The organism is Streptomyces sp. NPDC101181 (assembly GCF_044767975.1).
Lineage (GTDB): Bacteria > Actinomycetota > Actinomycetes > Streptomycetales > Streptomycetaceae > Streptomyces.
Genome location: NZ_JBIWOX010000009.1, coordinates 45,829 through 66,323, shown reverse-complemented (window position 1 = coordinate 66,323; position 20,495 = coordinate 45,829). Strand labels below are relative to the sequence as shown.

At 72.6% G+C, this 20,495-nt stretch carries 18 protein-coding genes; 9 read left to right on the top strand and 9 right to left on the bottom strand.

The features are described 5' to 3' along the window. The first annotated feature begins 29 nt into the window (after positions 1 to 29). Both ACIRRU_RS15650 and ACIRRU_RS15645 read left to right on the top strand, forming a co-directional pair. The gene (locus ACIRRU_RS15650; RefSeq protein ID WP_363204723.1) at positions 30 to 1,157 is read left to right on the top strand and encodes an AAA family ATPase; all 1,128 of its coding nucleotides are present in this window, start codon (positions 30 to 32) and stop codon (positions 1,155 to 1,157) included. Continuing rightward, positions 1,154 to 3,985 carry a hypothetical protein gene (locus tag ACIRRU_RS15645; RefSeq protein ID WP_403680410.1) on the top strand — a complete coding sequence of 944 codons (2,832 nt, stop codon included), beginning with the start codon at positions 1,154 to 1,156 and terminating at the stop codon, positions 3,983 to 3,985. Before ACIRRU_RS15650 ends, ACIRRU_RS15645 begins: the two co-directional genes overlap by 4 nt. Positions 3,986 to 4,127: 142 nt before the next feature. Here ACIRRU_RS15645 and ACIRRU_RS15640 read toward each other — a convergent pair whose 3' ends face one another. After that, positions 4,128 to 4,892 (bottom strand): SDR family oxidoreductase, encoded by a 765-nt coding sequence (locus tag ACIRRU_RS15640; protein WP_403680408.1) that lies wholly within the window; start codon positions 4,890 to 4,892, stop codon positions 4,128 to 4,130. Between the two features lie 307 nt (positions 4,893 to 5,199). Here ACIRRU_RS15640 and ACIRRU_RS15635 point away from each other — a divergent pair, with 307 nt between their 5' ends. Both ACIRRU_RS15635 and ACIRRU_RS15630 read left to right on the top strand, forming a co-directional pair. Continuing rightward, entirely contained in the window at positions 5,200 to 6,087 is an 888-nt protein-coding gene (locus tag ACIRRU_RS15635; protein ID WP_403680406.1) for an SIS domain-containing protein, read from the top strand. A 50-nt stretch (positions 6,088 to 6,137) separates the two neighbouring features. Then, positions 6,138 to 7,007: a ketose-bisphosphate aldolase gene (locus ACIRRU_RS15630; RefSeq protein ID WP_403680403.1), complete on the top strand. Its 870-nt coding sequence runs from the start codon at positions 6,138 to 6,140 to the stop codon at positions 7,005 to 7,007. Between the two features lie 79 nt (positions 7,008 to 7,086). Here ACIRRU_RS15630 and ACIRRU_RS15625 read toward each other — a convergent pair whose 3' ends face one another. From ACIRRU_RS15625 to ACIRRU_RS15600, 6 genes are all read right to left on the bottom strand, one after another. Beyond that, positions 7,087 to 8,571: an HAD-IA family hydrolase gene (locus tag ACIRRU_RS15625; RefSeq protein ID WP_403680401.1), complete on the bottom strand. Its 1,485-nt coding sequence runs from the start codon at positions 8,569 to 8,571 to the stop codon at positions 7,087 to 7,089. A 61-nt stretch (positions 8,572 to 8,632) separates the two neighbouring features. Next, positions 8,633 to 9,670, bottom strand: coding sequence for a hydroxyacid dehydrogenase (locus ACIRRU_RS15620; protein ID WP_403680398.1), 1,038 nt, complete (start codon positions 9,668 to 9,670; stop codon positions 8,633 to 8,635). Beyond that, positions 9,667 to 10,605: a carbohydrate ABC transporter permease gene (locus tag ACIRRU_RS15615; protein WP_403680395.1), complete on the bottom strand. Its 939-nt coding sequence runs from the start codon at positions 10,603 to 10,605 to the stop codon at positions 9,667 to 9,669. The genes ACIRRU_RS15620 and ACIRRU_RS15615 overlap by 4 nt, the downstream gene beginning before the upstream one ends. Continuing rightward, on the bottom strand, positions 10,602 to 11,603 hold the full coding sequence (locus ACIRRU_RS15610) for a carbohydrate ABC transporter permease (protein ID WP_403680392.1): 1,002 nt from the start codon (positions 11,601 to 11,603) through the stop codon (positions 10,602 to 10,604). The genes ACIRRU_RS15615 and ACIRRU_RS15610 overlap by 4 nt, the downstream gene beginning before the upstream one ends. A 98-nt stretch (positions 11,604 to 11,701) precedes the next feature. Continuing rightward, positions 11,702 to 13,006: an ABC transporter substrate-binding protein gene (locus tag ACIRRU_RS15605; protein ID WP_403680389.1), complete on the bottom strand. Its 1,305-nt coding sequence runs from the start codon at positions 13,004 to 13,006 to the stop codon at positions 11,702 to 11,704. A gap of 225 nt (positions 13,007 to 13,231) precedes the next feature. After that, entirely contained in the window at positions 13,232 to 14,359 is a 1,128-nt protein-coding gene (locus tag ACIRRU_RS15600; RefSeq protein WP_403680387.1) for a substrate-binding domain-containing protein, read from the bottom strand. A 326-nt stretch (positions 14,360 to 14,685) separates the two neighbouring features. Here ACIRRU_RS15600 and ACIRRU_RS15595 point away from each other — a divergent pair, with 326 nt between their 5' ends. The 3 genes from ACIRRU_RS15595 to ACIRRU_RS15585 all read left to right on the top strand — a co-directional run bounded on the left by ACIRRU_RS15595 (position 14,686) and on the right by ACIRRU_RS15585 (position 18,526). Then, positions 14,686 to 17,091, top strand: a complete 2,406-nt coding sequence (locus ACIRRU_RS15595; RefSeq protein WP_403680384.1) for a polysaccharide lyase 8 family protein — start codon at positions 14,686 to 14,688, stop codon at positions 17,089 to 17,091. A gap of 120 nt (positions 17,092 to 17,211) precedes the next feature. Further along, a complete protein-coding gene (locus tag ACIRRU_RS15590; protein WP_403680382.1) occupies positions 17,212 to 17,724 on the top strand; it encodes a DinB family protein in 513 nt (170 codons plus the stop codon). Between the two features lie 58 nt (positions 17,725 to 17,782). After that, the gene (locus tag ACIRRU_RS15585) at positions 17,783 to 18,526 is read left to right on the top strand and encodes an ABC transporter substrate-binding protein (RefSeq protein WP_403680379.1); all 744 of its coding nucleotides are present in this window, start codon (positions 17,783 to 17,785) and stop codon (positions 18,524 to 18,526) included. Positions 18,527 to 18,614: 88 nt separating this feature from the next. Here ACIRRU_RS15585 and ACIRRU_RS15580 read toward each other — a convergent pair whose 3' ends face one another. Both ACIRRU_RS15580 and ACIRRU_RS15575 read right to left on the bottom strand, forming a co-directional pair. Next, positions 18,615 to 18,782 (bottom strand): DUF6381 family protein, encoded by a 168-nt coding sequence (locus ACIRRU_RS15580; protein WP_403680376.1) that lies wholly within the window; start codon positions 18,780 to 18,782, stop codon positions 18,615 to 18,617. A gap of 203 nt (positions 18,783 to 18,985) precedes the next feature. Further along, the gene (locus ACIRRU_RS15575; RefSeq protein WP_403680374.1) at positions 18,986 to 19,420 is read right to left on the bottom strand and encodes a hypothetical protein; all 435 of its coding nucleotides are present in this window, start codon (positions 19,418 to 19,420) and stop codon (positions 18,986 to 18,988) included. Positions 19,421 to 19,627: 207 nt separating this feature from the next. Between ACIRRU_RS15575 and ACIRRU_RS15570 the strand changes: the two genes are divergently transcribed. Beyond that, positions 19,628 to 20,116, top strand: a complete 489-nt coding sequence (locus ACIRRU_RS15570; RefSeq protein ID WP_403680371.1) for a helix-turn-helix domain-containing protein — start codon at positions 19,628 to 19,630, stop codon at positions 20,114 to 20,116. Further along, entirely contained in the window at positions 20,109 to 20,471 is a 363-nt protein-coding gene (locus ACIRRU_RS15565) for a DUF4180 domain-containing protein (RefSeq protein ID WP_403680368.1), read from the top strand. Before ACIRRU_RS15570 ends, ACIRRU_RS15565 begins: the two co-directional genes overlap by 8 nt. The last annotated feature ends 24 nt before the right edge of the window (positions 20,472 to 20,495 follow it).

The window sequence follows — 20,495 nt, the reverse complement described above, 5'->3', positions numbered from 1 at the left end:
CCTTGACGTTCGTTCAGAAAGGCCGAGTCATGTCCGAGCTGTTGCGCGCCCCCGCCGAGACCAAGTACGCCGAGGAGCTCGACTGGCTGGAGTCGATCGACGACAGCCCCAAGCCCTTCTCCTGGCGGCTGTCCCCCAAGATGGTCCGGCTGTTCGTCCTGGGCTCCGAGCGCGCCGACGGTCTGGACCGGGAGATCCCGCAGAAGTGGTTCGGTGACCGGAGCTTCGTCGAGCGTTCGATCGTCACCCTCGCCTCCGACCGGGGTCTGCTGCTCATCGGGGACCCCGGCACCGGCAAGAGCTGGCTGGCGGAGCTGCTGTCCGCCGCGATCTCCCGCAACTCCACCCTGGTCGTGCAGGGCACGGCGGGCACCACCGAGGACCACATCAAGTACTCCTGGAACGTGTCCATGGTCATCGCCAAGGGACAGTCGCGCGCGTCGATGATCCCCTCACCGATCATGACGGCGATGGAGACGGGGGCGATCGGCCGCTTCGAGGAGCTGACACGGTCGACCAGCGACGTCCAGGACGCGCTGATCTCCATCCTCTCCGAGAAGTACATCTCCGTCCCCGAGTTGCAGAGCGACGGGGACGACGGCGACAACATCGTGTTCGCCAAGCCCGGTTTCTCGATCATCGCGACCGCCAACAGCCGCGACCGGGGCGTCAACGACCTGTCCTCCGCGCTGAAGCGCCGCTTCAACTTCGTCCGCATCCCGGTCGTGACGAACAGGAAGAGCGAGGCGGAGATCGTCCGCTTCCGCACGGAGGAGCTGCTGCGCCGCCACGCGATCGACCTGGACGTGCCGCCGACGCTGCTCGACATCCTGCTCCGCAGCTTCGCCGACCTGCGTGCCTCGGCCGACGCGGCGGGCAGCGACGAGGAGAAGCTGGAGTCCGCGCTGTCGACCGCCGAGCAGATCGGGGTGCTGGAGGACGCCGTCCTGCACAGCAACTTCTTCGGTGAGAGCGCCCTCACCGCCCGTACGCTCGCCTCCTCGCTCGTCGGCTCCCTCGCCCGGCGGGACCCGGAGGACCTGGCGATCTTCAACAAGTACCTGCACGGTGTGGTCGAGCCGCGGAGCAAGGAGGAGGGCGGCTCGTGGCCGGAGTTCCTCGACGGCGGCCGTGACGCGATCGCCACGCTGTCATGAGCGGGCCCCACGAGACGCCGTTCGGCGCGCTGCGGGAGCAGTTGCACGAGGCGGCCACGGAGTTCGCCGACGGGCCGGGCGCTCTGGAGGGCATCCTGCTGGGCATGGTCGACGACGTCGACCGGGCGGTGCGGGAGCCGCTGGAGATCTTCCCGGTCTGCCACCACTCCCCCGCGTCGGCCCTGGCGATGGCCCGGCGGCTGCGGGAGAAGCAGCCCAAGGTCGTCTACCTGGAGCTGTGCGAGGACATGGCGCCGCTCCTCGACGAGTTGCGCAACTGCCGTCTCCCGGTGGCGGTGCAGGCCTTCGCGAGCGCTGTCGACGGCTTCCCCGAGGAGTGGGCCCCGCTGTCGGTGGTCGCCCCGATCACCGAGGCGTCCGCCGAGTACCAGGCCATCGCGTACGCCCTCGACACGCCGGGCGTCGAACTGGTCCTCGTCGACCGGTCGTCGGACCACGTCTTCCAGTGGGACGGCCGCCACGGCGAGGGGGCCCCGGAGACCCCCGGGGACAAGGCGCCCGCCGTCGCGGGGGAAGAGCCGGAGTCCGGGGCCGCGCTGCACGGTGAGGCGGTCGGCGTGGAGATCGGCGACCTGCGGCCGCGCTTCGCCGAACTGGAGGAGCACCTGCTGCGCCACGGCAAGGTGCGGCACTGGTCGGAGTGGTGGCACCAGTACGTCGAAGTGCCGCTCGGCGGCAGCGACCACGCCACCTACCGCCAGGTGATGTTCCTCGTCGGCAGCCTGTTCCGGCGGCTGGCCCCCGGCGACGGGCAGCGGGTCCGGGTGGACGAGGACCGCGAGCGGTACATGTGGACCCGGATGCGCGAGCATCTGGCCTCCAGCGGGGCGGACCCGGCGGACTGCCTCTATGTGTGCGGCGCGTTCCACGCGGCGAGCCGGGTGGCGGAGTTCGGGGTGGCGGGCAGCGGGTCGTTCACGATCTCCCCCCGCTCGGCGACCACCTGGCAGCACGGGCTGATCCCGTCGAGCAACACGGCGATCGAGGCCCAGTTCGGCCTGGCGTCCGGTTCGGTGTCGATCGCGGCGACGCAGTGGGCGAAGAACCTCAAACGCACCCGGGTGCAGCCCTACCGGCTGGCGGGGCAGGACGGCACGAAGAAGCCGCGGGCGACGAAGAAGACCGCGGCCCCCGTCCCCGCGCCCGCCGAAGGGGCCGCGGCGGACCGGCTCTCCGGCTTCCTGCGGCAGCCTCCGGTCCTCGACGGCCTGGACGAGGCGGAGCTGCTGGGCTGGTCGGTGGAGATCGTGCGGGCGGCGCGCCGCAGCGGCTATCTGGCGTCCACGGCGGACGCCATCGCGGTGTTCGAGACGTCGATCCTCCTGGCAGGGATGCGGGACAGGGCCAAGCCCACCCCGTACGACTTCCAGGACGCGGCGATCACCTGCATCGAGAAGGACGCCGTGCCGGGGCGGCGGGACGTGCGGCGTCTCGTCGACATCATGATGGGCGGCGACCGGATCGGCCGGGTCGGCTACGACGCGCTTCCGCCGCTGGCCCGCGATGTGCACGACCGGCTCGCGCCGCTGGAGTTGAAGCTCCAGCAGCGCGGCGTGCAGCGCGCCCTGCTGGACCTGGGCTCCCGTCCGGAGTTCGAGGCCTGCTCCGACGTGCTGTGGATGCTGCGCCGACTGATGCCGCACGGCGCGGCCCGCCCGATCATGGGCGAACGAAGGCTCGGTGAGCGTTCCCTCCAGGAGTCGTGGGACGTGGCGCTCGGCACCCACCAGCGGGCACTGATCGAGCTCGGTTACGAGGGTGTGAGCATCGAGCAGGTCATGGAGCAGCGGCTGCGGCGCGCCGCGTACGGTCCGCGGGCCACGGCGGCGGGCGTGCTGGGGGCAGTCGAGGACGCGACGCTGTATCTCGGCGGGCGGCGGCTCGCCGACGAGCTCGGCAACCGGGCGCTGGAGGTACTGGCGGCGGAGCGCACGGTCGACGGGGCGCCGGAGGTGCTGCGCCGGATACGGCGGCTGCTGGCGTACTACCGCACCAGCGAGCCGGTCCTGCCGCCGTGGGTCGAGTCCTTCGTGAAGGCCGGTTACGCGCACTACTGCACGTTGCTGCCGACGGCGTTCACGGACGAGGACGCGACCGTGGGGCAGGTCGCGGCGATGCTGGGTTTCCTGTTCAGCATGGAGGGCCTGGCGTTGTCCCTGGGCTGCGACCGGACCCAGCTGGAGCTGGCCGTCGCCCAGTCGCGCCCGGAGAGCCCGGAGAAGACGGCCCTGCTGTGGGTGGCGCGGGTGCAGCTCGGCACCCTGTCCCGGGACGCGTTGCGGGCGCGGTGCGCCGAACTGCTGGCGAACCCCTTGGTGGTGCCCGCCTATCCCCGCTATCTGAGCGGTTTCGTGCACGCGTTGGAGCCGGTGCCGTGGCTGGCGGACGTGGTGGTGGAGGCCGTGTCGAACGCGTTCGGGCGGCTACCGGACCCGGTGCTGCTGCCGTGGCTGCCGAACCTGATCACGACGCTGCGGTCGAACGCGGCGGAGCTGGCCCCGCTGCTGATCCGGGAGGCGGGCCGGATCTTCCCGGCCCGGCTCGCCGCGCTCGACACGTGGGTGCCGCCGTGGAACGACGCTCCGGAGGAACCGCCCGCGTCGCCGCCCGGAGCACGGTCGGCGGGCGGCAGCCCTCGTGGCGCCGCGCTGCTCCTCGCCCACCCCGAGGCGCTGGACGCGACCGCCCGGCTGCTCGGCTGCGACGCGCCGTGGGCGGCACCCGCGTCCGCCCCGGCGGGCGCGCTGCTGACGGCACGCCACCCGGACAGCGCGGCCGCCTGGGAGACGCTGCTGACGGGCGCGTGAGGGCGACGATCGCGGCACCGGCCGGGGCCGCGTGTCCCCCGGCGCGGGGCCGGGGCGGCTGTCCCCGGCCCCGCGAGCGCCCCCGCCCGCTGCGGAGGAGCCGGTCGAGGGAGCCGGGGCCGTGCCCCTGACGGGCAGCCGGTCAGAGCGCGGTGCCTCCGGAGGCGTCGATGCTCTGGCCGGTGACCCAGCGGGCGTCGTCGGACGCGAGGAAGGCGACGACGTCGGCGATGTCGGCCGGCTGGCCTATGCGCCCGAACACGGACTGGGCGGCCAGAGCCGCCGCGGCCTCGGGGGTCTCGCGCCGCCTGGCGTTCATGTCGGTCTCCACGAACCCCGGCACCACCGAGTTCACCGTGATCCCCCGGCCCGCCACTTCCTTTGCCACCGCAAGCGTCAGGGTTTCCAGCGCCCCCTTGGTCATGGAGTAGATCACCGAATCCGGAAAGGATTTACGGGCGGCCGCCGAGGAGATGTTGACGATCCGTCCGTCGTCCCGCATCAGCGTCAGACCGTGCTGGACGAGGAACAGAGGGGCTTTCACGTTCACCGCGAACAGCAGGTCGAAATTCTCCGGTGAGGCCGCGCCTATCCGCCCCGAACCGCTCGTACCGGCGTTGTTGACCAGGATGTCCAGGACCGGTTCCTCGCCCCGGTCGGCCATTCCCGCGCCGAACGCCTCGTACAGCGTCGCCACGTCGCCCTCCACGCCGAGCAGGGAGCCGACGGCGAAAGCCTGGCCGCCCGCTTTCCCGATCTCCTCGACCACGTCCTGCGCAGCTTCTTTCCGCGCACCGTAATGGACGGCGACCAGAGCCCCGTCGCGCGCCAGCCTCCGGGCGATTCCCCGGCCGATGCCCCGGCTCGCCCCCGTGACCAACGCGACCTTTCCCGCCAACGCACCCATGAATCCAGCCCCTTAACTGCGACATTCCGCGGTCTTCACAAACGCAGCCACCCTACCCAGGCTCCCGGAACGCGATGTGCTCGCGCGACGCCTCGGCGCGGGGCAGGGAGGAGGTTTGGCGGTGGAGCGGACCCCTCCCGCACCACACCGCGTCGCCCGGCCGACGCGGGGGCGGGCACAGACGCGTCGCCCGCATCACCCCTCACCCATCTGCTTGATATTGATTGAAACGCTGCCCTAATATGCAGCTTCGAACATCGACGGGTATCGGTGGAGCGCGGGGACGCGGGGACAGAGGGAGCACCAGATGACGTATGTGGCGCAGGAGCTGGCCAGTCAGCCCGACTGCTGGCAGGTGGCCGCCGGCATGGCGGCGGGCCTCGCTCACCGGCTCCCGCAGAGCGGCGAGCGCATCGCCGTCGTCGGATGCGGGACGTCGTACTTCATGGCCCAGGCCTACGCGGCCCTCCGCGAGGGCAGCGGCCAGGGCGAGACCGACGCGTTCGCCGCCTCGGAGTTCCCGGCCGGGCGGCCCTACGACCGGGTGGTGGCGCTGAGCCGCTCCGGCACCACGACCGAAGTCCTCGGTCTGCTCGGGCAGCTCGCCGGGACGACCCGCCGGACCGTGGTCATCGGCGACCCCGACACCCCGATGGCGGCCATGGCCGACGACACGGTCGTGCTGGAGTTCGCCGACGAGAAGTCCGTCGTGCAGACCCGCTTCGCGACCTCCGCGCTGACCCTCCTCCGCGCCCACCTCGGCCTGCACACCGACGCCGTCGTCGAGGACGCCCAGGTCGCGCTCGCCGAGCCGCTGCCCGACGGACTCGTGGAGTGCGGCCAGTTCACCTTCCTCGGACAGGGCTGGAGCGTGGGGCTCGCCAACGAGGCGGCCCTGAAGATGCGCGAGGCGGCCCTCGCCTGGACGGAGGCGTACCCGGCGATGGAGTACCGGCACGGCCCCATCAGCATCTCCACCCGCTCCACCGCCACCTGGATGCTGGGCGAGGCCCCGGCCGGGCTCATGGACGAGGTGCACGCGACGGGCGCCCGCTGGGTGGCCGGCGGCCTCGACCCGCTGGCCGAGCTGGTCCGGGTCCAGCGCCTCGCTCTCGCCATCGCGCAGGCCCGCGGTCTCGACCCGGACCGGCCGCGTCATCTCACGCGTTCCGTCATCCTCAGCAGCACAACCTGACCCGCCCGGCCTCTCCTCTCCGTCCGACAGACCTTCACCACGGAGCCACCATGCCCATCGCCGCCACCGGCGAGCTGGTCGCCGAGGCCGCCGCGCAGCAGCGTGCGGTCGCCGCGTTCAACGTCATCACCCTGGAGCACGCCGAGGCCGTCACCGAGGGGGCGGAGGCCGCCGGGTCCCCGGTGATCCTCCAGATCAGCGAGAACGCGGTCGCCTACCACCGGGGGCGCCCGCGACCGCTGGCCCGTGCCGCCGCCGCGCTGGCCGAACAGGCCGCCGTCCCCGTCTCCCTCCACCTCGACCACGTGCAGTCGACCGGACTCCTGCATCAGGCGGTGGACTGCGGATTCAGCTCGGCGATGTTCGACGCGGCCCGGCTGCCGTACGCGCAGAACCTGGCGGCCACCCAGGACGCCGTGGCCTGGGCGCACGAGCGGGGGCTGTGGCTGGAGGCCGAGCTGGGCGAGGTCGGCGGCAAGAACGGGGAGGCCCCTCTCGACGCGCACGCCCCGGGAGCCCGTACGGACCCCGGGGAGGCGCGGGCGTTCGTCGAGGCGACCGGGGTCGACGCGCTGGCCGTGGCGGTCGGCACCTCGCACGCCATGACCTCGCGGGACGCCCGCATCGACCACGGCCTGCTGGCCGGACTGCGGACGGCGGTACCGGTGCCGTTGGTGCTGCACGGGTCGTCCGGGGCCTCCGACGAGGAACTGGCCCGCGCGGTGGCGGGCGGGATCGCCAAGGTCAACATCGGTACGGCCCTGAACATCGCGCTGACCGGCGCGGTACGCGACCGGCTGGCCCGGGACGAGCAGGGCGTGGACCCGCGCCGCTACCTGGCGGAGGGCCGGGACGCGATGGCCCGGACGGTGACCCGGCTGATCGGGGTGCTCCCCCAGCGGCGGCCGCCCGCCGCCTGACGTGCGCCGGGGTGGTGTCCCGGCGGGCGCGATGCGCGGTGCCCACTCGGTCGCCGCCCCGGCGCACGTCCTGTTCGGCTCACCCGGGGTCGCTCCCGAAGGCGCCGAGCACCGCCGTGAGGTCCGGTGCCACCCGTCGGCCCGGGGCGGACGCGATCGGCTCCGCCGTCGGGACCGCCAGCACCCGGCAGCCAGCCGCCTCGGCCGCGGCGACCGCGGTGGGGGTGTTCTCGATCGCCAAACAGGCCTCGGGCGGCAGGCCCAGCCGGGCCGCCGCCTTCCGGTAGGGGTCGGGATCGGGTCCGGAGCGGTCGCTCTCGCCGTCCGCCGGCGTCGTGCGGAACGCCTCGCCGCCCAGTGTCCGCAGGACGGTGTCCACCACTGCGCGCGGGGAGGCGGAGACCAGGGCGGCGGGCACGCCGTCGCGTACCAGCCGCTCCAGCAGCGTACGAGCACCGGGCCGCAGGTCTACGCCCGTCTCCACCGCGGCGAGGAACGCGTCCTCCAGCTCCGACTCCAGCAGGATCGCGATCGTTGGCCGGGGGCACAGCCGGACGAGCCGGGCCGCGGCGTCCGCGCAGCTGAGACCGCGCATCGCCGCGCTCTCCCGGTCCGTCAGGGCGTGCCCGTGAGCGGCGGCCACCTCGCGGACGGCCGCCAGCCAGCGGGGTTCGGTGTCGACGAGGGTGCCGTCCATACCGAGGAGGACACCGCGCGGCACGGTGAGCACCTCGGCTCCGTCCAGCGTCCAGTGCGAGTCGGGCCTACGGTCCAGGGCCGCGTACACCTGGGCGGCGACGTCCTCGTGCCGCACCGGGCGGGCGGGGCGGGCCCCAGCCGTGATGTCCGGGCCCGCGCAGGCCAGCCACGCGGTCCGTTCGGCGGCGCTGCGGCCGCCGTGGCCGCCCTCGTCGCGGTGCCCGTGGTCGGTGACGACGAGGACCGTCCAGGCCTCCCGCGCGTACGAGGAGCGGGCGCGCACCGCGGCGAGCAGGTCGCCGAGGCGGTGGTCCGCCGAGGCGATCGACGCCTCGTACGCCGTCCCGCACCCCAGGTGGTGGGCGGTCTCGTCGGGGGCTCCGAGGTAGACGAAGGAGACCTCCGGGTCCTCGTGGGTGAGCACGTGCGTCGCGTCGCGCACGGTGGAGTCGTCGGCCCGCTCCCAGGCCTCGGGGGTGTCGGCGGCCGGGGCGTGGTGGGTGAGCCGGGTGGGGCGGCGCAGCATCGGGCCGCCGTCGGCGACGGTGACCAGAGGTTCCCAGGCGGCGGCGACGTAGGTGCGGCGGCCGTCCTGGCGGGCCAGCCGGGTGGTGAAGTCCGGGAAGACGCCGAGGCGGTGGCCGCTGAGGTCGTTGCTCCACACGGCGTGCTTGGTGACGTCGACTCCGGTGACGACGGTCGCCCAGCAGGGCCCCGACATGGTGGGCGTGGTGTCCGCCACCATCACGGGGGCCAGGAAGCCCGCGTCGGCGACCGAGTCGAGGTGCGGGGTGGGCACGCGGTTCAGGGTGTCGAGGCGCACTCCGTCGATGCCGACGACGAGCACCCGGCGGGCTGAGGACATGACGGGTCTCCGGAGAGGTACGAGGCGGCGGTGGTGTACCCGGGTGAGGTAGGGGTGCGGGTCAGGCCTGTTGGTGCAGGGTGCTCGGGTCGACCGGGTGGGCGAACGGCAGGCCGTCGGCGTAGCGTTCGAGTTCGTCGGCGGCGGCGTCCGCGAGCCGGTGCAGTTCGTTGCCCTGGGAGCCGGCGATGTGCGGGGTGAGCAGCACGTTCGGCAGGTCGTAGAGCGGTGAGTCCGGTGGCAGGACCTCGGGGTCGGTGTGGTCGAGGACCGCGTCGAGGCGTCCGGTGGCGACTTCCTTGACCAGGGCGTCGGTGTCGATCAGGGAGCCGCGCGCCGTGTTGATGAGGGTGGCCCCGTCCCGCATGCGCGCGAGGCGGGGTGCGTCGAACAGGTGCCGGGTGGAGGGGAGTTCCGGTGCGTGGATGCTGACGACGTCGCTGCGGGAGACCAGGGCGTCCAGGCCGGCCGGTTCCGCCCCGAGGGCGTGGGCGGCGTCCTCGGTGAGGTAGGGGTCGTGGAGCAGGACGCGCAGGTCGTACGGGCGCAGGAGTTCGACGACGCGGCGGCCGATGCGGGAGGCGCCGACGATGCCGACGGTGCGGCGGTAGTTGCCGACGTCGGGGAACCGGGCGAGGAGGTTCACCCGGGAGCGTTCCTCGCGGTAGAGGCGGGCGCTCTCCAGGACGCGCTTGTTGGAGAGGAGGATCGCCGCGACGGTGTACTCCGCGACGGGGAGGGCGTTGGCCGTCGCCGCGGTGCTGACGGCGATGCCGCGGTCCCAGACGTCCTTGGTGATGTGGTGCTTGACCGAGCCCGCGGCGTGGATCACGGCCCGCAGCCGGGGCATGGCGGTGAGGGCGGCCGGGTCCAGGCGTGGGCAGCCCCACCCGGTGACCAGCACCTCGGCGTCGCGCAGTTCGGCGCGCTGGAGCGGGTCGTCGGCGGCGAAGTCGGTGACCAGGAGCCCGGGGACGAGGTCGGCGACCCTGGCGATGCGGTCCAGCGCCTCGGGGGGCAGCACCGCGGCCCGGGTCTCGCCGCTCATGGCCAGTACGGTGCGCGGGCGGGGCCGCCGGGGCGGGGCGGGGTGGCTCACTTGACGGCTCCTGCGGTGAGGCCCGAGCGCCAGAAGCGCTGGAGGCAGAGGAAGGCGACGATCAGGGGGAGCACGGCGACGAGGGAGCCGATGATGACCAGCGGATACAGCTCGGGCTGCTGGTAGACGTTCTGGTTCCACATGAACAGGCCCAGGTTGACGGGGTAGAGCCGGTCGTCGTTGAGCATCATGAGCGCGCCGTAGAAGTTGTTCCAGCTGGCGGTGAACGAGAACAGGAAGATGGTCACGAAGCCGGGGGCCAGCATCGGCAGGGACACCTTCACAAAGGTCCGCAGCTCCCCCGCACCGTCGACCCGGGCCGCTTCCAGGACCTCGCCGGGGACGTATCCCTCCGAGAAGACGCGGGCCAGGTAGACGCCGAACGGGTTGACGAGGCTGGGGATCAGGACGGCCCAGTAGGTGTTGACCAGGCCGAGTTCGGAAGCCATCAGGTAGAGCGGGAGCTGGACGACGGTGGAGGGGATGAGGACGCCGACGAGGACGACCCCGAAGAGTTTCTCGCGGCCCCGGAAGTCGTACTTGTCGAAGGCGTAGCCGCAGGCGACCGAGATCAGGGTGGACAGCCCGGAGGCGACGACCGTGTAGAGCAGGCTGTTGAGCAGCCAGCGGAGGAAGACCCCGTCGTCGTAGGCGAACAGCGCCGCCAGGTTGGAGAGCAGGGCGAAGTCGCCCAGGCTGAACGGGTTGGTGGCGAAGAGGTCCCGGTAGCCCTTCGTGGAGGCGATGACCAGCCAGGTCAGCGGCATCAGGGTGTAGACGGCGACGACGGCGAGGACGCCGTTGACCACGACCCGGGAGGTGAGGCTTCCGGTGCGGTTGCCGCGGCGGGGCGGCCGGGCGGGGGTGCGGCGTTCGGCGCGGGCGGGCGGCCCGGGGGCCGGGGGTGCGCCGGGGGTGGCAGTCTGGGTGCTCATGAGGCCTTCCACCGGTTGCCGAGCTTGGTGACGACGAAGGACAGCAGGCCCGCGACGAGGGCGAGGATCAGCGAACTCGCCGCGGCCAGGCCGTAGTCGTGGCCCTTGAAGGCCACGGTGTAGATGAACATGGTCGGTGACCAGTCCTCCCCCATGGTGTTGGCCCGCAGCTGGACGAGTTTGGGGGCGTCGAAGAGCTGGATGGCCCCGACGCAGGTGAAGAGCAGGGTCAGGACGACGGTCGGCCGGATCATGGGGATCTTGACCTGGAGGGCGGTGCGCAGCGCCCCGGCCCCGTCGACCGTGGCGGCTTCCAGGACCTCGCGGGGGACGGCCTGGAGACCCGCGTAGAAAATGATCATGTTGTAGCCGGTCCACTGCCAGGCGGAGATGTTGACGACGGAGAAGATCGCCTCGTCCTCGCCGAAGAAGTTCCAGTGCGCGCCGAGGGCGTCGAGGACGTCGGTGACCGGGCTGAGGCCCGGGGTGTACAGGTAGAGCCAGATCAGCGAGGCGATCAGGCCGGGGACGGCGTGCGGCAGGAAGTAGGCGATCTGGAAGAAGCGCCGGGCGCGGGCCATGGCCGAGTCGACGAGCAGGGCCAGCACGAGTGCGCCGCCGACCATGGCGGGGATGTACAGCGCGCAGTAGAGGGCGATGTTGCCGAACGAGCGGAGGAAGGCGTCGTCGCCGAGGGCTTCGGTGAAGTTGCCGAGCCCGGCGAAGACCCGTTCGGTGCCGCCGAATCCGAGGCCGGAGGACTCCTCACGGAAGAGGCTCATCCAGAGCGCGTACAGTAGGGGCAGGACGGTGACGGCGGTGAAGAGGGCGAAGAACGGCACGGTGAAGAGCGCCACGGCACGGCGCTGCCCGCGGCGGGTGCCGGGGCCGCCCGGACCGGAGGGACTGCCGGGGCCGCCCGGGACGGGGGGACTGCCGGGGTGGGGCGCGGCCGGGCGGGTGGTCTTCCTGGCCGGCCGGGCGAGTGGGGCTGCCACCTGTTGCTCCTTCGGCGGGTGGGGCTGAGCGGGGAGGTACAGGGCGGGGCGGGCCGCGCGGGCCGCGAGGGTGCCGGTGGGGAAGGACCGGCCACCGGCTACTTCGCGAGCTTGAGGCCGCGGTCGGTGACCGCCTTCTCGCCCTTCGCCTGTCCGGTGCTCAGCATCTTGGTGTGGTCTCCGCCCGCCGCCATCTGCGCCGAGGTGACCTGCTGCTGCACGGGACCCCAGGTCCAGCCGGGCACGATGGTGTCGGCCGCCTCGCCCGCCAGGGCGTACACGTCCTGGTCGCCGAAGTAGGAGTTGTCGAACTCCTCGGCGGCGGCGGCGCGCATGCCCTCGTTGGCGGGCAGGGCGCTGCTGGGGGCCTTCAGCGAGCTGAGGCGGGCGGTCATGGCGGCGGGCTCGGTCGTGACCCACTTGATGAACTCGGCGGCCGCCTCGGTGTGTTCGCTGCCCTTGGGCACGATGTAGGAGGTTCCGCCGTACATGCCGGTGCCGGGCTTGCCGTCCCAGGTGGGCAGGGGGGCTATGGCCCACTTGCCCGCGGCGTCGGGGTAGCTGACGGGGAAGTTCCCCGCGCTCCAGGCGGCGCCGATGATGGTGGCGACCTTCCCGGTGGCGCGTTCCTTGTTCTCGCCCTCACCCCAGAGCGGCGTCTTGGAGGCGAGACCGTCGGCGAGGAGGCCGTCCCAGTAGGCGGCGACCTTCCGGGAGGCCGGGTCGTCGATGTTCACCTTCCAGGCGTCGCCCTGGGTGCCGTACCACCGGGCGCCGGCCTGCCAGGCGAGGCCGGAGAGCAGGGCGGGGTCGCCACCGCCGAAGTTGGTGACGGTGACGTCCGGGTCGGCCCGGTGGATCTTCTCGGCGGCCGTACGGTATTCCGCCCAGGTCTTCGGCACCTCGACGCCGTACTCGGCGAACAGGTCCTTACGGTAGTAGAGCTGGATGGGCGTCACGTCGAAGGGCACCGCCCAGGTGGAGCCGCCGAGGTTGACCAAGGACTGGACCGCTTCGGGGAACTCGTTCCTCACCAGGTCGCCGGAGGTGGGGGTGAGGTCTTCCAGGTTGCCCTCGCTGGCGTACTCGGGCAGGGCGGAGTAGTCCATGGTGGCCAGGTCGGGGGCGTTGCCGCCCTTGACCGCGTTGGACAGCTTGGTGACGCCTTCGGGCCCCGCGGGCACCAGGGAGAACTTCACCTTGATGTCGCTGTGCGTCTTGTTGAACGCGTCGGCCGTCTCCTTGGCGCCCGCGGTGGCCGACCAGTAGGTCAGGGTGACGGGCTTGCCGTCGCCGGGGCCCGAGGCGTCCGAGCCCGAACCGCCGCAGGCGGTGGCGAGCAGGGCCAGGGAAGCGGCGGACGCCGCGAGGGCGAGGCGGGACGTGCGGGCGTTACGGGGCATGGGCCGGCTCCTACGAGACCTCGGACTGCGGGAGATGAGGCGAACGGCACACATCATTTTGCGCAGAACCGATCATCGTCAAGAGCAAATGACCAATTCAATCGAATCGATCACGGGCGACGGAGAGTGAGCTCCCCTCGGCCCGGCACCCGGGAACGGCGAAAAGCCGTGCCCGCTGGGCGAGTTCGCCCCGGACACGACTTTCTCCGCTGTGCACGCCCGCGTTCAGCGGGAGGGGTGGTCCGCTCCGCAGGAGACCCTGATCCGCAGCGCGGGCAGGATGTCCAGGTGCCGACGGGAGGACCGGCCCCCGTCGCGGGGATCGGCCGCGCCCCGCCCCCGCACGCCCAGCCGGGACAGCAGCAGCCGTGCGGCGGCGGCGCCCACGGCGTACTTGTCCGGGGAGACAGCGGTGAGCGGCAGGTCCGCCAGTCCGGCGACCTCGTCGTCGTAGGTGATCACCGCGAGGTCCTCGGGGACGCGGACGCCCCGGGCCTGGAGCCGGGGGATGAGGACGATCGCGTCGGCGTCGCTGTGCACGATCGCCGCGGTCACGGTGCCGCTCGCCACGCCTTGGCACAGATACTCCAGCGTCCGCCCGAACCGGTCCGCCTCGGACCGCGCGGGGTCCCCTCCTCCCGGTGAGTCCGGGACCGGATCGAGCCCCAAGGCCTCCACGGCGGCCCGGTATCCCGCCCGGAGCCGGGGCGCGGTGGGGCTGTCCTGCACGGCGAGCGCGATGCCCCGGTGCCCGAGCCGGGCCAGGTGGGCCACCGCTTCGGCGGCCCCGTGCGCGTGGTCCGAGCGGACCCGGTCCAGGCTCGCCGCGGGGTGCCCGAGCGGCGCCCAGCGCTCCACCAGCACCACCGGCGTCCCCTGCTCCGCCGTCCACAGCCCCTCGCCCGGCTCCGGGCGGCCGTGCTCCCAGCTCGGTGTGAGCAGCAGTCCGTCGGCCCCCGTGGACAGCAGGCGGCGGGCCTGGGCGGCGTCCTCGTCCGGGAGGTAGCGGGAGAGGCCGATGGTCAGCCGGGCGCCCGCGGCCTCGACGGTCTCCCGGGCTCCGCGCACCACGTCCGCGTAGTAGTACTCGGTGGTCGGCACCACCATGCCCACGACCAGCCCCTCGGCCGGGGCAGCGGCGGCGGCCGGGGCGGGCCGGGACTGCCCCGTGGGCCAGACGACCGCGCCGTGCAGCCGCTCCACCAGGCCCTGGGCCGCCAGCGCCTCCACGTCCCGGCGCAGGGTGACCGCGGACATGCCGAGCTCTTCGGCGAGTTCGGCGACGCGCAGGCTGCCCCGCTCGCGGACGAGTTCGAGCACCCGCTCGTGGCGCTGGTCGACGTGCAGTCGCATGGATCCCCCTGGGCTCGGAGACGGCTGGGTCCTGACCTGTGACAACCATATCGATCACTTCTGCTCGAAACGATCCGAGCGCGGGTTTACCTCGATCCACCAAGCTCTGGTTGGCATCCGACCGGTGGAGTCTCGCAGGCGTCTACCCGCCCCGAGATTCGATCGATACGATCAATTCGGCCAAGGTTATTGAGCGAGTCAGCCGGTGGCTGCTAGAAAGTGCCCGCCCGATCAGAACAGTCGGATGTCGGGAGCGGTCAGCGCCACGGCAGGAACCAGGCGCTCCGGCTCCCGCAGGAGACACGTCACCGACCCGGAGCACTCCCATGACTTCTGCCTGGTCCCGCCGTACCTTTCTGGCCACCTCCGCGGCGCTCAGCGCCGCGGGCAGTGGCGCGCTGACGGTGGCCGCGCCCCGCGCCGCCGTCGCGGACGACCCGTACGCCGCCCTGCGCGCCACCTGGAACACGCTGATCCTCGGCGAGGGCTTCAGCCCGACCGCCGAGCCGTTCCGGAGCCGGCTGGCCGATCTCGGCTCGAAGGCCCGGGGGTTGCTGGAGACGATGGCCCCGGCGGACGGGTCGCTGTGGCCCGACGCCGTGTTCGCCGATCCGGACCCGGACACCGACCCCGAGTCGTACGTCCTCTCCGGGCGGATGGCCGACAGCTTCATCCGCCTCAGCACCATGGCGCAGGCCTACCGCCAGCAGGGCACGGGCCTGACCGGGAACGCCGGGCTGCGGGACGCCGTGATCCAGGGTCTGGACCACCTCAACACCCAGGTGTACAAAGCCGGGCAGGCCCGCTACGGCAACTGGTACAGCTGGCAGATCGGGGCGCCCCAGGCCCTGCTGGACGTGTGCGTGCTGATGTACGACGCCCTCACTCCGGCGCGGCTGACCCGCTACTGCGCCGCCGTCGACCATTTCGTACCGGACTCCGCCGTGGCCTCGTACACCGGGACCAGCACCGGCGCGAACCGGGTCGACCTGTGCCGGGTGCTGGCGCTGCGGGGAGCCGTGGGCGGGACGGCGGCGAAGATCGCGCTGGCCCGGGACGCCCTCTCCCCCGTCTTCCCCCTGGTCACCAAGGGCGACGGGCTCTACGCGGACGGCTCGTTCATCCAGCACACCACCGTGCCCTACACCGGCAGTTACGGATCGGTGATGCTCGGCGGCCTCGGGCTGCTGTTCGCGCTGCTCAAGGGCACCACGTGGGAGGTCACCGACCCGAAGCGGCAGGTGGTGTTCGACGCGGTGGAGAACGCCTGGGCCCCGTTCCTCTACAACGGCCTGGTCATGGACTCCGTCGCGGGCCGGGCGATCAGCCGGGGCGAGGTCGACGACCACCGGCGCGGCCATCCGATCCTCGCGTCGATCGTGCTGCTCGGCCAGGGGGCGTCGGCCGCGGAGAACACACGGTGGCGGGGGCTGGTCAAGGGCTGGGCCCGCCGCGACTACTACAGCCCGCCGCTCGGCAACCCCTCGCTCGGGCTGACCGCGCTGGCCCGGATCGCGAACGTGCTGGACGACGCCTCGCTCACCGCGCCCCCCGAGCCGGACGGCCACCGCCTCTTCCCCGACATGGCCCGCGCCACCCACCGCCGCCCCGGCTGGGCGGCGGCCCTGAGCATGGCCGACAAGCGGATCACGTACTACGAGACCGGCAACGGCGAGAATCTGCGCGGCTGGCACACCGGGAACGGGATGCTGTACTGGTGGGGCGACACCTTCGCCAACGGCCAGTACAGCGACGCCTTCTGGCCCACCGTCGACCCGTACCGGCTGCCCGGCATCACCGCGTCGCGCAGGGTCCTGGCCGACGGCGCGGGCGGCGACTGGGGGGTCGCCCTGCCCGATGTGAACTGGGTGGGCGGGGCCAGCGACACGAAGCGGGCGGCGGTCGGGCAGTACCTGAAGGGGCTGTCGAGCACGCTGCTGGCGAAGAAGTCGTGGTTCTTCCTCGACGACACCGTGGTGTGCCTGGGCGCGGGCATCCACTGCCGGGACGGCGCGGCCGTGGAGAGCACGGCCGACAACCGCAACCTGGGACCGACGGGCAGCGCCCCCTTCACCGTCGACGGCTCGGCCCAACCGGTCACCGCCCCCTGGTCGGCGACGCTCACGGACGCCTCCTGGGCCCATCTGGGCGGGCACGGCGGGTACGTCTTCCCCGGCGGGGCCACCGTGAAGGCGCTGCGCGAGAAGCGGACCGGGCGCTGGCGCGACATCAACACCGCGGGCTCCACCGACCCCCTCTCGCGCACCTACCTCACGCTCTGGTTCGACCACGGCATCAACCCGTCGGACGGCTCGTACGCCTACCAGCTGCTGCCGGGCGCGACCGAGCAGCGGACCGCGGCGCGGGCGGCGGACAGTACCTGGCTGCGGGTGCTCGCCAACACCGACGACCAGCAGGGGGTGGCCGTCCCCTCGCTCGGGGTGAGCGCCGTCAACTTCTGGTTCGGCGGGACGGTCGGGCCGCTGGTGGCGGACGCCCCCTGTTCGGTGCTGGTCACCGAGCACGGCGACGGCACGGCCACGGTGTGCGTCAGCGACCCCATGCGGATGCGGACGAGCCTGACGCTCACCTGGAACCGGGCGGTCGCCTCGGTCGTGTCGAAACCGCCGACGGTCACGTCGGCGGCCACCGGGGCCGCACTGCGCCTGGTCTTCGGCGACCTCTCGGGCACGCGCGGGGCGACGCAGACGGTGAAGGTGCGGCTCCCCTGACCGGCCGGGCCGCCCGCGAGCCCCGGCACCCCCGGAGTGCGCCGCCCGGAAACCCGGCTGCCCGGGGACCTCGGGACGGACATACTGTCGGCCGGCACCACGGAACCGAGGAACATCATCATGACGAACGACGACCGGGTCGGGCCCCCGCTCCTGGGCGGTGAGCGCGAGACGCTGCGGGCCTTTCTCGACTACCACCGCGCGACCCTGGCCATGAAGTGCGCCGGGCTGAGCGACGAGCAGTTGCGCGAGCGGTCCATGCCGCCCTCGACGCTCTCGCTGCTGGCTCTGGTGCGTCACCTGGCGGAGGTGGAGCGCGCCTGGTTCCGCCGGGTGTTCGAGGACGAGGACGCGCCCATGGTCTGGTCGGACCGGGCCTTCGACTTCCAGGCGGCGTACGACGCGAGCGCGTCCAACCGCGCCGAGGCGTTCGCGGCCTGGGAGGCGGAGGTGGAGACCTCGCGCCGCATCGAACGGGACGCGGTCTCGCTGGATCTGGTGGGCCACCAGATCCGCTGGGAGAGGGACGTGTCGCTGCGGATGGTCATGGTGCACGTCCTGCTGGAGTACGGCCGCCACAACGGGCACGCGGACCTGCTGCGTGAGGGCGTCGACGGAACGGTGGGCGCCTGAGCCCCCGGGGGGCTTGCGCGGAGGGGGAGGCGGCGGGCCGGCTCGTACACTCGGCCGCATGACTCAGCAGCCGGTCTCCCCCGCCCTCGTCTCCGCGCTCGCGCCCGAAGGCGTCCTGCGGGTCTCCATCAATCTGGGCAACCCGATCCTGGCGGGCCGGGACAGGGCGAGCGGGGAACCGGCCGGTGTCTCCGTCGACCTGGCGCGGGAGTTCGGGCGTCGCCTCGGGGTCCCGGTCGAGCTGACGACGTACGACAGGGCCGCGCTGTCCGTCGAGGCGGTGCGGGCGGACCGGGCCGACATCGGCTTCTTCGCCGTCGACCCCGCGCGCGGGGAGGGCCTGCGGTTCACCGCCCCGTACGTGCTCATCGAGGGCGGGTACCTGGTGTCCGACGCGTCGCCGGTCACCGGGAACGGGGAGGTGGACCGCGCGGAGACCCGCATCTCGGTCGGTTCGGGGTCCGCCTACGACCTGTTCCTGACGCGCGAGATCCGGGACGCGGAGATCGTCCGGTTCCCCGGAGCCGGTCCGGCGCTCGCCGCCCTGCGCTCGGGCGAGGTCGAAGTGGCGGCCGGAATCCGGCAGTTGCTGGAGGCTGAGGCCGCGCGGGCTCCGGGGGTCCGGGTGCTGCCGGGCCGGTTCATGGTGATCCAGCAGGCCATGGGTACCCCTGCGGGGCGGGGCCAGGCGGCGCAGGACCTGTTGGCCGGGTTCGTGGAGGAGATGAAGGCGGCGGGCTTCGTCGCCGAGGCACTGAAGCGCCACGGCATCGAGGGAGCCACGGTGGCACCCGCGGGCTGACCCCGGGTCGCCTGGCTGCGGGCCCGGTGCTCTCCGTGCCGCGTGCGCCCGAGGCCCGCGGCGGCGCGGCCCGGCCGACGGGACGCCCCTACGCCCGTGGCTCTGCCGCCGGGTTCTCGCGCAGCAGCCGCAGGGCCTTCTCCCGCAGTCGGCTGCGGTGCTCGGGGTCGGTGGCCCGGTCGGCGGCGCGGTCCAGTTCCTCGGCGCGCTCACGGATGCGGCGGGCTCGTTCCACGGGGGTGTCGGGCAGGTTCATGGGTTCCTCCGTCGTGAGTCCTCCGTCGGCGACCGGCGTCACGCGCACGACCGGCGTCGTAGGGAATGCCGGCGGCGGATGTGCGGCCGGAGCCCCAGCGTCACCGGCGGCGGCCCCGCCCGCATCTCGTGCGGCTACGCTCGGTGAGCATCCCGGGGGATTCCGGCCCGACCGGTCCTCGCCACGTCGGTGGGACCGCGCTGTCAGTCGGCGGTGCGGCCGGGGTGGGACGTGGTGCGGCGGGCCTCCTTCATCTCGGCCTCGTGGAGATGGTCACGGCCTTCGGCGAGGTCCTGCCTGATGCCCTGCTCGATCGCCCGGAAAACGTCGTAGTAGGTGGCGTTGTACTCCTCGACGATCTGGAACGTCCAGTGCCCCGGGATGACGTTGCGCCCGACGATCTCCCGCTGGACCTCGTCGGCCCGCTCCGTGTGCCCGGCCTCCCGGAGCAGACGGACCGCGTCGTCGAGGGCGAGGTCGGCGCTGCCGGTGAGCTGGTGGAAGTCGTAGAGGGCGCCGCGGGCCCGCTCGGTGGTCTCCAGTGCCTTCGACAGGGCCCCGAGGGCTTCGACGGTGGCGTCGCTGACGCCTTCCGGCCGCTGGTGCCAAGGGTCGGGCTGCCGCGAGTGGGCGTTCATGGCGGAGGTTCCTTCCGGACGTGCTCCCGGGGTCCGCCCGGCGCGGCGGCGCCCGGTGAGCGGCTCGCGCACCTCCTACCCGGGCGCTGCGATTCCCCGCCGACGTACGCCCGGATGGCGGAGCACACCCCTTCCTGCATTCCTCAAACAACCTCATAGGCCATCAGCCCTCCCACTCAAGGGCCATTTACGGTAGTTTTCGGCATCATGAAGAGTGTCGAGCAGGAGTGGTACTCGATCGGCGAGGTCGCCGATCAGCTGGGGCTGCATGTGCGGACCGTTCGGAACTACGTCCGCGACGGGAAGCTCAAGGCCGTCCGGATCGGCAAGCAGTACCGGATCAGCCGGGAGGACTTCGAAGCCCTGACCGGCCGGACGTCCGAGGTGGAACCGTCCCCCGCCGCCTCCCCGGGACGACTGGAGGTGTCCAGCATCGTGCAGATCGACCAGGTGGGTCCCGATGCGGCGTACCGGTTGAGCACCTTGGTCACGGCGAGCGCCGGGTCCGGACGGGACACTGCGGACCCCCTGCGCGTCCAGACCATCTACGAGCAGGAACGAGCCCGGATGAAGATCGTCGTCCTCGGTGGTGCCGCCGACACCGCTGAGCTGCTGCGGTTGATCGACAGCGTGGTGGGGCCGGACACCGGCCTGTTCCCCACCCCGGAGAACGGGCGGGGAGCGGACCGTGGCTGACGTCATCGTCGAGTACCACGGCGTACCGGTCCTGGTGTGTGACGCCGCCGGCGCGCCGATCACGACTGTTCAGGACGCCCTCGACCAGCTGATCGGTGCGGCCTTCCAGGGGGCGGAGGTGGTGGCCGTGCCGGCCGGGCGCCTGGACGACCGGTTCTACGACCTGAGCAGCGGCTTCGCCGGGGACGTGCTGCAGAAGTTCTCGACATACCGGCTGCGTCTGGTCATCGTCGGGGACATCGGCCGCCACCTCGCGGCCAGCGCGGCTCTGCCCGACCTCGTGCGCGAGGCCAACCGGGGCGGGGACGTCTGGTTCGTACCGGACCTGGACACCCTCACCGACCGGCTGGCCTAGAAGCGCCCCCGGGGGCGCGAGCGC